Below are 12,086 nucleotides of genomic sequence, written 5' to 3' on the forward strand. Positions count from 1 at the left end.
TCCAAATCAAAATTATAAATAAAAGGCCATCGCAGTACTGAGACGCGATGAACCAAAACTCGCCATTTTAGTAAAATCGGCTTTAGCTATTGGCACATGCTGACAATCAATCGCCAATTGCTTTTCGTTCTCACAAAACGGGTCATGCACGTACAAGCAATGCTCATCAATATGGGTTACACACACCCAATGCGGTGACTTTTTACCATCAAATCGATAAGTGCTGATCAATAACACCACCGCTTTACCCTCAGCAAGCCAATCTTCAATGGAGGCCAAGGTTAACTCTTGATACCTCACTGGCAGCTTTGCAGCTATTGCTTCGGCTACAAATTGATTGTGTACGGTATGCAAAATGGCTTTTTTCTTTTCGCTTCTGACACCATCAATAAACAAGGTATCACGGGTATTTAAAACTACATCAGCTTTAAAACCACGTTTCATTGCAGCAAGTGCTAACCCTAGAGGATGACAACCGCCATGCCCTGAAGTCATGAAGATAGTCGTGGCTTCACGCCAGATATCCAGCTCTTTTAGTTGGCTCATTGCGGTATCATTCAATGATGACATTGCCATTAATAACGCCGCAGGACCACAGGTAAACTCGGTAGTTTGCTGATACCAAGGCGTGTGTTTATCGGCATTAAATTCGATATTACGACGAATGTTTTTTTGCATTCGATGAGCATCACTATGGTCATCATAATAATCACTGTAATGACCAAACACCTGATAACCCAGTTTTTCATATAAGCGAATTGCTGATTGATTGTTTACCGCAACTTCTAAACGCATGTATAAACGGCCCCGTTTAGCCGTTTCATTTTCAAGCGCAAGCAGTAACTGCGCAGCAATCCCTTTGCCTTGCTGCGATTGCAAAACCGCCAGTGAATATAACCGAGCAAGGCGCGTCCCTTTGTGACACCACACTAAACCATAACCAACTAGTTGATTATCTACCTCAGCCACCATCAATAAGCCGTGGCTTGCGCTGATCCAGCGTTTTAAACTACGGCTACTTAATCTATCTTGGCTAAAGCTTTGCTCTTCAATGGCGACAAGAGCCGTCAAATCCGTGGCCTGTGCAAAGCGGATTTGACAAACAGATGCGTTCATTAACCGCGGCCTCGTGCTTCTAGGCGTTGTTTAAACTCATCCATAATGATCATATAAAGCTCATCACCTAAATAGGCGTCTTCGACTTTATGGTCGATACTTGGGTTGTCATTCACTTCTAACACGTATGCTTTACCTTGATGCTCTTTAACATCAACACCATACAAACCTTTACCCACGGTTTTACAGGCTTTTAATGCTGCATCGAGGACCACTTTAGGTAGCTCAAAGGTTGGCAAGGTTTCAAAACCACCTGAGAAAAAGCGTTTTGCATCATGGTTGTAAATTTGCCAGTGATTACGCGCCATTAAATAACGACATGCATAAATTGCACGACCATTTAACACCCCGACACGCCAGTCGTATTCGGTATACATGTACTCTTGTGCAAGCACAAGTGCACTGAACTCAAACAGCTCTGTTAACTTAGCAACTAACTCATCACGATTAGCGACTTTAAATACGCCTTTCGAAAAAGAGCCTTCTGGCATTTTTAAAACCAGCGGATAGCTAAAGTTTGCTTCTAAATTATCAATTGTCTCTTCACTTGTATCAGCAAGAACATGCGTTTTTAAACTCGGCACTTTTTGATAATTAAAGGCATCGTGCAAATACACTTTATTACAACAGCGTAGTATTGACTCAGCATCATCAATGACCACTAACCCTAAGCTTTGTGCTTTACTTGCTAAGCGATAAGTTGGGTGGTCGATAGCCGTTGTTTGACGAATAAATAACGCATCAAATTGTGCAATATTGGTTATTTCATCAAATGTCAGTGCTTGAGCATAAATACCATGTTTAGCGGCTGCTTTAATGAATTTAGCAATGGCATCTTTATCACTTGGCGGCACTTTTTCTTGGTGATCAACCAAAATAGCCATATCCCAACGGTAACGACGTTTTTTATCGTGAATACGCCATACTGACTCTGTAAAACTACTGAGCTGTTTTACAAATTCTGTAAAGGCTGTGTCATCTAATGATGCAATCGTGCCTTGCTTAACAACTCCTTGCTCATCACACACTAAAATAGGTGCGGGATATTGTGAGAATAGTGCTTTGGTTGCTTTACTATGCTGCTCTTGATCTGTATGGCCAAAAAATACAGTGCCACCAGCACGTTCTTTATGACGAGAGCTGTGCTCATCGCTACGTAGCGCATTAATTGTTTTTACACTCGGTAATACCTGATGCTTTCTCGCTTCAGCAAGCAAAGAACAATAATAACCTTTACTTAAATACTGCCCTGTATCACACAAGTTTAAAATGCGCGTTTTTGGCTCATTATGTTTTGGGTAGTCACGTAAGTAGGTGTCAAAGGTAATGACATTTTCGAAATTCTGAGCAATACGTTGCTCATTGTTATCAACCACTATCAAGGTTTTAAACACGACTTTTCCTAAATTAAGTCTTATGAGAAAAATGAAAAACACCCAACCAATTAAGTGAACGCATGAGGCTAAACTTCACTTAACTAGATGGGTGCTTGAAATACCAAAACACAATAATTGGTAATTAAGCGTATTGGTATAAGCCTTAAGCTTGATGTGATTTATAGAGGTTTTTTTGCTTTGTGACCAACGAGATATTTTTTACTTGAAGATGAAATTTACTGATTAAAAATACCAATAATTAATTTAACTGATCTATGCTGTACAGTTGTTTATTGCCAGCTATAGAGAGTTCAACTTCATCATCAAGACTCTTTCCAATCAATTGCTTACCTAACGGCGCTTCTCGGGTTACAACATAAATAGGCTGCTCATTTACGGTAACCACTAAGCCACCTGCACTTGGGCCCATAAAAAACCACTTTGCGTTATCTTGCTCATCGATAAGACACACTAATGCACCTTCACGAACCTTATTAAACTCGCTTTCTTTAAACACCGTATTGAATGCCTGAATATCACGGTAGCATTCATTAACTCGCTCAGCTTGCCCTTGGGCTAAATAAGCGGCTTCTAAACCCAAGGTATCGTATTGAGTTTCAGCAACACTTTCTTCGTGAGTTGCTGCATCATGGGCCGCTTTTGCCGCTGCTTTGGCGTTTTGCAGTTGTGCCTCTAGCGCAAAGCGTAAATGTTCAATTACGTGTGTTTTATTCATATCAAAGTAGCTAAAACAGAAAAGCCGCTATTCTATGGAAAAATAGCGGCTGATGAAAGTAAGTTATAAAACTGGCTTACGGCAACTCCATATAGGCTTTAGTTTTATCATCCAGTGTTTGGGTGTAATTTTCTGAACTTAACCCCAATAACTGCGGCAAGGTCGCGGCGATACAAATCGATGAGAAGGTCCCTACAACAATACCCACAAATAACGCGATAGCAAAACCCGTCAATGCAGCCCCTGCAAGCAGCCAAATACAAGCAATGGTCGCAAGTGTTGTGCCTGAGGTGATCAATGTACGTGTTAAGGTAGAACCAATTGCATCGTTAATCACAACATGGGTATTTATGCGTTGATTGTCTGGCTGAATACGTAAAAGCTCTCTAACTCTGTCGCCAACAATAATTGAGTCATTCAAGGAATAACCAATAATAGCCAGTAAACTCGCCAGCACGGTTAAATTAAACTCAAGCCCAAGTAAGGAAAATAAACCAAGCACTAAGATTAAATCATGTAACAGTGCAACCACTGAACCTACCGCGAGTCGCCATTCAAAGCGCACAGCAAGATAAACCATAATGGCAATCAGCGCTGCAAATAAAGCTAAACAGCCCTGTTCAAAAAGCTCATCACCCACTTGTGAGCCTAAAAATGAGCTAGATAAAACGGTATAGTCTACCCCTTGCTCATTCAGCTCTGCTTGCCAAGTACTGGCTTTACTAACCTCTGGTGCTTCTCTTAAAACAAAGTGATATTCACCCGCTTTACTTATAGTTAATTTACTCGCAACCTCAGGGCTTAACTTTGCCTTTAAATCTGTAATTGTTGTGACTGACGCTGTGTTAATTTCCGTGATGTAGCCACCTGTAAAATCAAGACCAAAGTTTAGCCCTTTTACAGATAAAACAGTTAAGCTCGTAATGACTAAAACACAACTAAGCAATAATCCTAAAACGCGCGCTTTACTAGCTGCAGTTAATGTTGACCAACTCATGCTTTAGCCCCCGTTAAATTAGTTAGTTTAATGTAGAGTGTTTGGCTAAGCGCTTTCGAAATATAAACGCCTGTAAAGACACTAGTTAATAGCCCAAGCGCCAATGTGATTGCAAAGCCTTTCACCGGCCCATAACCAATGGCATATAAAATAATTGCCGTGATCATCGTAGTCACATTGGCATCAAAAATGGTCGAAAATGCTTGGTTATAACCTTGCTCTATCGCTTGATAAGTAGGCCGGCCTTTACGCTTCTCTTCTTTTATTCGCTCAAAGATAATCACATTGGTATCCACTGCCATCCCTATCGTCAGTACAAGCCCAGCAATACCCGGTAAGGTCAGCACAACCCCCGGTAATAACGACATTAAACCAACTAAAGCCGTTAGATTAAGCAATAAAGCAATATTGGCAATCAGCCCTAAGCGACGATACCAAAGCGCCATAAAGGCAAGGGTAATTCCGATACCCAGCATTAACGCTGCTAAACCGTGTTCAATGTTTTCACTGCCTAAGCTTGGGCCTATGGTTTGTTCTTGAACAATTGTCACTGGCGCTGTGAGCGACCCAGCGCGTAGTAAAAGCGCTAAATCGTAGGCTGCTTGCGGGCTTTTCATATTAGTAATGCTAAAACGAGAACTTAAATGCTGGGCAATGTTTGCCACATTGATCACTTCGCTTTTTTTCACAACGTCGCCATTTGCATCCCGCGAGTATTCAGAATACACCGTGGCCATAGGCTTACCTATGTTGTGCTTAGAAAATGCAGACATGGCATCGCCACCTTGCGAATCTAAACTAAGCTGCACTAAAGGCTTGCCCCATTCATCTTTGCCAACACTGGCATTATTAATGTGATCACCTGAAAAAATCGCAACAGGATTTAAATTAACAACGCCACCACCTTGCACATTAAACGCTTTACCACCTACTTCGACGACTTGGTAAAAATCGAGAGTCGCAGTTGCACCAATAATACGTTTCGCTTCTGATGGGTCTTGCACACCGGGTAACTCAATGCGAATACGCTGCTTACCTTGTCTTTGCGTTACCGCTTCTGTGATACCAAGCTCTTCAATGCGACCACGCAGGGTTGTTAAGCTTTGCGCCATAACTTGTTTATTAAATTCGCTTTGGCTTTGCTCATTAAAATGCAGTAATACCGTGGTTAGGTTATTCGTTGTTGATTTAGTTTGCATCAGGCCTTTAAATTGACCTTGTAACGTTGAAACAAGCCCTGCGAGTTGCTCCTCGCCGCTTGGTAAAATTTGTAGCTCAACCCCTTCTTTTACAACACTTGCCCGAATACCACGAATTTTGTCTTTACGAAGCGTTAATTTAGTTTGTTGATAGACACTGTTTAAGTGCTCTTGCATTGCTTTGTCTAGGTCAACATCAAGCACAAATAACACCCCACCATTTAAGTCGAGTCCCAACTTAATCGGTGAAAGCCCAAGTTGCTGAAGCCATTGTGGGCTTGTCGCATGCTCAACAATTTTAGCCTCTAGCTGTGGGTATTGCGTTTTTATAAAGCTCAACGCATTAGCACTTTGAGTCGGCTCAGCTAATAAAATAGCAAGTTGTGCTTGGCTATCATTGGCTTCAGTCACTTCAAAACCATGTTGATTTAGTGCCGTTGTCACACTTTGCAGCGTCACAGTTTGATCTGGCAAGCTAATGTGCAACCAAGATTTGTTAGGGTAAAGGTTAGGTAGTGCGCTAATCGCTAATAAAATACACGCCGCTATCATAGCGACATAACTCATTTTTAGACGACGCCATAGCGCCGGCTTTGATTTATGTGACATACATGACTTCCTTCCGGCATTGTCAGCCGGTAAAAATTTAATTCCAAAAAATAAAAAGTAACGAAGGAAGCCGTTTAGCTATGGTAGGTGGTATTGGCTTTGTATAAGAGATTAGCGTCTTTCCAGCCACTAATGCGGGATTTACATTGAGTGGCTAATGCAAACCATGGGATCACACGTACAGCACCTGGCGGCGCTAAAAAGTGCTCTTTCCCCCAATCTTCAGCAAAGAATTCAATTAATAGTTCGTAATCAGGATCAACCTGACTATGATAAAGAAATAATGATGAATTACTGGCAGTTAAACGCGGCATAAGGGTATCAAACCCCGATGGTTCATCCGGTTTAGGATGCTCAGCTGTATGAGTTTGGGAAATAACTGGTGTTTTAGTCAGCTCGACTTGGAACAATTTAGTTGCAGAAAAGTGTGACTGAGTGTCAGGCATAGCCATGCTCTGTGCACTAAAGAACACTGTAAAGAGCAAGATAATGACTGAGAAAAACCGTAACAAGAACTGACCAATAAATTAAGCGGATGACAGGGATATAATGAGGGTAAAAAAATAAAACACAAGGTATTACTTAAATAAAAGTGACTAAAACAAAAAGCGGGCCTAATTAGGCCCGCTTAGTCATTTAACTTTGTTAAACTTCTAATGATGACATGTCGATAACAAAGCGTGAGGCCATATCACCTTGCTTTAATTTATCGAATGCGTCGTTAATTTGGTCCATTTTGATCATTTCAACTTCTGGCAGAATATTATGTAACGCACAGAAATCGAGGATTTCTTGAGTTTGCGCTATACCGCCAATTAATGAGCCAGCAACACGGCGACGCCCCATTAATAACGGCACTGAGTTAGACTCAGCAAGCTCACCTACTTGACCAACCAATACTTGCGTACCATCAATATCTAAAAGCGGAATATACGGCGTAAAGTCGTGTTTTACCGGAATGGTATTAATGATCACATCAAATTGATTAGCATGCGCTTGCATGGCATCTTCATCGCTCGATACCAATAAATCTTTTGCGCCATAAGATAAAACCTGCTGTTTTTTCTTATCACTGCGGCTAATAGCTGTAACATGTGCGCCCATTGCAGCTGCGATTTTAATCGCCATATGGCCTAAACCACCTAAACCAATCACACCAACACGACTACCTGGGCCGACATTCCACGTGCGTAGTGGCGAATACGTTGTGATACCCGCACATAAAATTGGTGCACATTTAGCAAGGTCTAAGCCTTCTGGCACACTTAATACAAACTCTTCACGCACCACAATGTGTTTTGAATAACCACCTTGAGTGAGTTCACCACTGATACGGTCTTGTCCTGAGTAAGTTCCTACCATACCTTCGCGACAAAACTGCTCTTCACCGTGATGACACTGGTCACAGCTTAAACAGCTATCAACCATACAACCCACAGCAACATTATCGCCCACTTTGTATTTAGTAACGCCGCTACCTACTTCAAGAACACGACCAACGATTTCATGGCCTGGTACCACTGGGTACTGAGTCCAGCCCCAGTCGTTTTCTGCCGTGTGTAAGTCAGAATGGCAAACGCCACAATACAGAATTTCAATTGATACATCTTCATCACGAAGTGCACGGCGTTCAAAATGATACGGCTCTAATGGTTTTTCAGAATCATGTGCTGCATAACCGACAGTTTTCATGCTTACTCCTTAATTTTCTTCGTGTTTAACTCATGCATTTAACTAATTTGCTAATGCGCTGGTGTATACTGCACTCAGTATAGAGGTAATTTAGCAAAGTACACTTGCCTAAAACACGAAAGCTTTTGCCTATTTTTATCAAATTGATTCAAGAGAGCCCAATGCGTGGAATGAGCCGCAAAGAACAGGTAACGAGATCGCCTGATGCAATGAACCTTTCACAAAGCATCAAAACACTTTGGCCCTATTTAATGACCTTTAAAGGCCGCGTTATTTTAGCCGTCTTAGCGCTTATTGCTGCAAAAGGCGCCACATTGCTGATGCCTTGGGCACTAAAAGAAATAATTGACGCGGTTGATGCGAGTATCAACCCGCTATTAAGTGTTCCTATTGCCTTGCTGATCGCCTATGGTTTACTGCGCTTTGCCAGTGTATTTTTTGGTGAAGTACGCGATGCATTATTTGGCCGTGTTACAGAGCACGCTATGCGCCATATTGGCCTAAAAGTTTTTAAACACTTGCATAGTTTAGAACTTGCTTTTCACCTGGATAGGCAAACAGGTGGTATCAGCCGCGATATAGAGCGTGGTACAAGTGGCCTCAGCTTTTTAATGCGCTTTTTAATGTTTAATATCGTGCCAACCCTATTTGAAATAATCACAGTAGCGATTATTTTTGCGACCTTGTTTTCACCATGGTTTGCACTGGTCACATTAATTGCGGTTGCTAGTTACATTGCTTTTACTGTGATTGTAACTCAGTGGCGTAACCGATTTATTCGTGAAGCAAATGCTGCCGATAACAACTCAAACACCCGTGCAATCGACAGCTTACTAAATTACGAAACCGTTAAGTACTTCAACAATGAACAGTATGAAGCGAGCACCTACGACGGCTTTTTAGCTAAATGGGAGCAAGCGAGGCTTAAAAATCGTTTATCGTTACTGGCACTTAATTCAGGACAAGCACTTATTATAGCCACGGCTATAACAGCGCTAATGTGGCTAGGTGCCAGCTCAGTGGTCAATAAAGAGCTGACAATAGGTGAGCTTGTGATGATCAATGCTTATATGATCCAGTTATTTTTACCACTTAACTTTTTAGGTTTTGTTTATCGTGAGATACGCCGTGCGCTGACTGACCTTGAAAATATGCTGGGGCTGTTAAATCGCAAAGCCGCCATTAGCGATGACAAAGATGCAAAACCATTAAATGCAACCAAAGCAGCTATTCGATTTGAAAATGTGTCGTTTAGTTACGACAAACAACGGCCAATTTTAAATAACTTAAGCTTTGAGGTTACTTCTGGCAGCAAAGTGGCGATTGTGGGTGCCAGTGGCGCAGGTAAAAGCACCTTAAGCCGCCTGCTCTACCGTTTTTATGATGTGGATGCGGGTAAAATTTATATCGATGAGCAAGCAATCAACACAGTGACACTTGAAAGTTTGCGCCAAGCAATTGCCATCGTACCGCAAGATACCGTGCTATTTAACACCAGCATTCGCGAAAACATCGCTTACGGAAACCCAACGGCAAGCGAAGATGAAATTGATAAAGCCCTAAGCCTTGCCCATTTAGATGGATTTATTGCCAGCCTAGATAAAGGCGATAAAACCCTTGTTGGTGAGCGCGGTTTAAAAGTGTCGGGCGGTGAAAAGCAGCGCATTGCAATTGCTAGAGCCATTTTAAAAGGTTCACCCATTTTATTATTTGATGAGGCAACATCGGCGCTAGATTCGCATTCAGAGCAAGCCATTCTCAGCGCGATGCGTGAAGTCGCACAAAGTCATACCAGCTTGGTTATTGCACATCGTTTATCAACAATTACTGACGCAGACAAAATTATTGTTATGAAACAAGGACAGGTTGTTGAGCAAGGTCAGCACCATCAACTGCTTGCAGCGAATGGTGAATACGCACGAATGTGGCAGTTACAGCAAAGCGAAGAATAAACACTGTTAACTAGTAGGCTAAATGATTAGAATAACCGCTTTATTTTTATCTATAACAAAAAGGCAACACGCAGATGGGCAGAGCTTATCAAAACAAAAAAGACTCAATGGCAAAAACTGCGGGTGCAAAAACCAAAGTTTATTCAAAGTACGGAAAAGAAATTTATATCTGCGCTAAGAATGGTGGTGTTGATCCCGATGGCAACTTAGCGCTTCGTCGCTTAATTGAGCGTGCAAAGAAAGACCAAGTACCTACGCATGTAATTGAGCGTGCAATCGATAAAGCCAAAGGCGGTGGCGGCGAAGATTATGTAGCAACTCGCTATGAAGGTTACGGCCCGGGTAACTGTATGATCATTGTTGACTGTTTAACCGACAACAACAAACGTACATTCGCTGACGTACGTGTTTGTTTTACTAAAGCAAATGCAAAAATTGGCGCGCAAAACTCAGTATCACACTTATTTGATCACCTCGCTATTTTTGTATTTGATGGTGATGATGACGAAGCTGTTTTAGAAGCTCTAATGATGGCTGATGTAGATGTAACAGATGTAGAAGTTGAAGACGGTAAAGTGACGGTATTCGCGCCACACACTGAATACAACAACACCCGTACAGCACTTGAAGAAATGGGAATTACTGATTTCCACGAAGATCTAATTGCTTTTGTGCCGCAAGTAGAAGCACCCATTGAAGGTGAAGACGTTGAAGTCATGGAACGCTTTTTAGCCATGCTAGAAGACTGTGACGACGTACAAAACGTTTACCATAACGCACAGTTTTAATTAAAAAGGCCAACCAAGTTGGCCTTTTACCTTTTAGCCCAAAGGAATCAACATTGAATACCCTCGAAGAGTTAAAAGCCGGTTCTCTACAAGGTTGTACACGGCTTCAGCTTGTTGCAAAACTAACCGAGTTCCCAAAAGAAATTTATACTCTAGCCGATACGTTAGAAATCCTCGATTTATCTAATAACCAGCTAAGTGATTTACCTGACGATTTTTACAAATTAAAAAATCTCAAACGGCTGTTTTTATCATTTAATCAGTTTAAACATATTCCAGACGTGCTAAGAGAATGCCCTAACTTAATCATGGTGGCATTTAAAGGTAATCAAATTACTGAATTTAAAGCGCACTGTTTGCCAACGCAGATTGAATGGCTGATCTTAACGGATAATCAAATCCCCGCTTTACCTGATTCATTTGGTGAGTACAGCAAGCTTAAAAAGCTCGCACTGGCAGGTAATCAGTTAACTCATTTACCAGCTTCAATGGCTAATTGTAACGAGCTTGAGCTAATACGTTTAAGTGCCAATAAGCTTACAAAAGTTGAAGATTGGCTTTTAGCTTTACCGAAACTTGCTTGGCTTGCCTTCTCTGGTAACGATTTAAATCGCTCAACTAGCTTACACTGTGAGCAGTTTAGCAAAATCACACTGGATGAAATCCAAGTTAAAAAGCAGATTGGCCAAGGTGCGTCTGGGGTTATTCATTTGGCCAATTGGCATCAACGTCCTGTTGCCCTTAAGTTATTTAAAGGCGAGATCACCAGTGATGGCTATCCACTCGATGAGCTAAATTGTTGTTTAAAAGCCAGTGAGCATCCAAATCTCATTAAAGCATTGGGCTATGTCGATGAAGAGGAACAACTTGGTTTAGTGATGGAGCTTATCAGTAAAGAGTTCACGAATCTTGGTTTGCCACCTTCCCTTGTAACTTGTACTCGTGATACCTTCGAAGACAACTGCCAGTACGCGCCAGAAGTGGTGCTAAAAATCGTCAAGCAAATGGCAAGTACCCTCGCTCATTTGCATCAAAAGCAAGTAAGCCATGGTGACATTTATGCCCATAACAGCATGATCAATTCACAGGGCGAGTTATTATTTGGTGACTTTGGTGCAGCAACCGACTTATCCATGCTGACGCCTGATCAACAGCAGCGATTAGAAGGCATTGAAGTACGCGCCCTTGGTTATTTCATCGATGATTTACTGACTGTAGTCACTGAACAAAACGACATTACTAAGATGCTTTCTGACATCGTTCAAGAGTGCTTGGTACTAAACTCAGACAAACGCCCTCGCCTTTCTGAGCTAGTTTCGCGATTATGAGTGTAGTGTAATTATAAATAAAGCCTCTGTGAGGCTTTATTTTTGCTTTTTAAACGGGAACACCTGCTGCTTTAACATACCTTCGGGCATGTAATCGCCAACCACACCATATTTATCGGGCCACTCTGCTTGACCTTTGACAGCAGTGCCAAATAGATAATCTAAAAGTAAAAGATCCACCTTCTAAAGAAGGTGGCTTTGCATTAGCCCCCTAGAAGGGGGCGTTGTTTACTGCAGTGTTAACTGCGCCTGCTCTTGCACCTCTTCCTTTTCTTGGTGCCTGACATACCGTC

The 12,086-nt window shown here is 41.8% G+C and carries 10 protein-coding genes and 1 pseudogene; 3 read left to right on the forward strand and 8 right to left on the reverse strand.

Annotated elements, in window-relative coordinates:
- Window positions 1-12 precede the first annotated feature (12 nt).
- From L1272_RS11675 to L1272_RS11705, 7 genes are all read right to left on the reverse strand, one after another.
- On the reverse strand, window positions 13-1,116 hold the full coding sequence (locus tag L1272_RS11675) for a GNAT family N-acetyltransferase/peptidase C39 family protein (RefSeq protein WP_235373491.1): 1,104 nt from the start codon (window positions 1,114-1,116) through the stop codon (window positions 13-15).
- On the reverse strand, window positions 1,116-2,510 hold the full coding sequence (locus L1272_RS11680; protein WP_235373492.1) for a RimK family protein: 1,395 nt from the start codon (window positions 2,508-2,510) through the stop codon (window positions 1,116-1,118). The genes L1272_RS11675 and L1272_RS11680 overlap by 1 nt, the downstream gene beginning before the upstream one ends.
- A gap of 241 nt (window positions 2,511-2,751) precedes the next feature.
- Window positions 2,752-3,228 carry a transcription elongation factor GreAB gene (locus tag L1272_RS11685; RefSeq protein ID WP_235373493.1) on the reverse strand — a complete coding sequence of 159 codons (477 nt, stop codon included), beginning with the start codon at window positions 3,226-3,228 and terminating at the stop codon, window positions 2,752-2,754.
- A gap of 76 nt (window positions 3,229-3,304) precedes the next feature.
- Window positions 3,305-4,225, reverse strand: coding sequence for a protein translocase subunit SecF (secF, locus tag L1272_RS11690; RefSeq protein WP_138615873.1), 921 nt, complete (start codon window positions 4,223-4,225; stop codon window positions 3,305-3,307).
- The gene (secD, locus tag L1272_RS11695; RefSeq protein ID WP_235373494.1) at window positions 4,222-6,033 is read right to left on the reverse strand and encodes a protein translocase subunit SecD; all 1,812 of its coding nucleotides are present in this window, start codon (window positions 6,031-6,033) and stop codon (window positions 4,222-4,224) included. The genes secF and secD overlap by 4 nt, the downstream gene beginning before the upstream one ends.
- A 74-nt stretch (window positions 6,034-6,107) precedes the next feature.
- Window positions 6,108-6,479 (reverse strand): hypothetical protein, encoded by a 372-nt coding sequence (locus L1272_RS11700; protein ID WP_235373495.1) that lies wholly within the window; start codon window positions 6,477-6,479, stop codon window positions 6,108-6,110.
- Between the two features lie 199 nt (window positions 6,480-6,678).
- Window positions 6,679-7,725 (reverse strand): NAD(P)-dependent alcohol dehydrogenase, encoded by a 1,047-nt coding sequence (locus L1272_RS11705; RefSeq protein WP_235373496.1) that lies wholly within the window; start codon window positions 7,723-7,725, stop codon window positions 6,679-6,681.
- Between the two features lie 209 nt (window positions 7,726-7,934).
- Between L1272_RS11705 and L1272_RS11710 the strand changes: the two genes are divergently transcribed.
- The 3 genes from L1272_RS11710 to L1272_RS11720 all read left to right on the forward strand — a co-directional run bounded on the left by L1272_RS11710 (window position 7,935) and on the right by L1272_RS11720 (window position 11,793).
- On the forward strand, window positions 7,935-9,677 hold the full coding sequence (locus tag L1272_RS11710) for an ABCB family ABC transporter ATP-binding protein/permease (protein ID WP_442961830.1): 1,743 nt from the start codon (window positions 7,935-7,937) through the stop codon (window positions 9,675-9,677).
- Window positions 9,678-9,751: 74 nt separating this feature from the next.
- Window positions 9,752-10,465: a YebC/PmpR family DNA-binding transcriptional regulator gene (locus tag L1272_RS11715; protein WP_054561631.1), complete on the forward strand. Its 714-nt coding sequence runs from the start codon at window positions 9,752-9,754 to the stop codon at window positions 10,463-10,465.
- 53 nt (window positions 10,466-10,518) lie between these two features.
- Window positions 10,519-11,793, forward strand: a complete 1,275-nt coding sequence (locus tag L1272_RS11720) for a protein kinase (protein ID WP_235373498.1) — start codon at window positions 10,519-10,521, stop codon at window positions 11,791-11,793.
- Window positions 11,794-11,829: 36 nt separating this feature from the next.
- Here L1272_RS11720 and L1272_RS11725 read toward each other — a convergent pair.
- Window positions 11,830-11,958, reverse strand: a pseudogene (locus tag L1272_RS11725) (sterol desaturase family protein); the annotation flags it as partial.
- Between the last annotated feature and the right edge of the window lie 128 nt (window positions 11,959-12,086).

Origin of the sequence: Pseudoalteromonas sp. PAST1 (assembly GCF_021532515.1) — a bacterium.
In the GTDB taxonomy this organism is placed as follows: domain Bacteria; phylum Pseudomonadota; class Gammaproteobacteria; order Enterobacterales; family Alteromonadaceae; genus Pseudoalteromonas; species Pseudoalteromonas simplex.

Bases quoted from the DNA above. Each gene is read 5' to 3' on its own strand.
- L1272_RS11675 (WP_235373491.1), bottom strand. From the start codon at position 1,116: ATGAACGCATCTGTTTGTCAAATCCGCTTTGCACAGGCCACGGATTTG.
- L1272_RS11685 (WP_235373493.1), bottom strand. From the start codon at position 3,228: ATGAATAAAACACACGTAATTGAACATTTACGCTTTGCGCTAGAGGCA.
- secF (WP_138615873.1), bottom strand. From the start codon at position 4,225: ATGAGTTGGTCAACATTAACTGCAGCTAGTAAAGCGCGCGTTTTAGGA.
- secD (WP_235373494.1), bottom strand. From the start codon at position 6,033: ATGTCACATAAATCAAAGCCGGCGCTATGGCGTCGTCTAAAAATGAGT.
- L1272_RS11700 (WP_235373495.1), bottom strand. From the start codon at position 6,479: ATGCCTGACACTCAGTCACACTTTTCTGCAACTAAATTGTTCCAAGTC.
- L1272_RS11705 (WP_235373496.1), bottom strand. From the start codon at position 7,725: ATGAAAACTGTCGGTTATGCAGCACATGATTCTGAAAAACCATTAGAG.
- L1272_RS11710 (WP_442961830.1), top strand. From the start codon at position 7,935: ATGAACCTTTCACAAAGCATCAAAACACTTTGGCCCTATTTAATGACC.
- L1272_RS11715 (WP_054561631.1), top strand. From the start codon at position 9,752: ATGGGCAGAGCTTATCAAAACAAAAAAGACTCAATGGCAAAAACTGCG.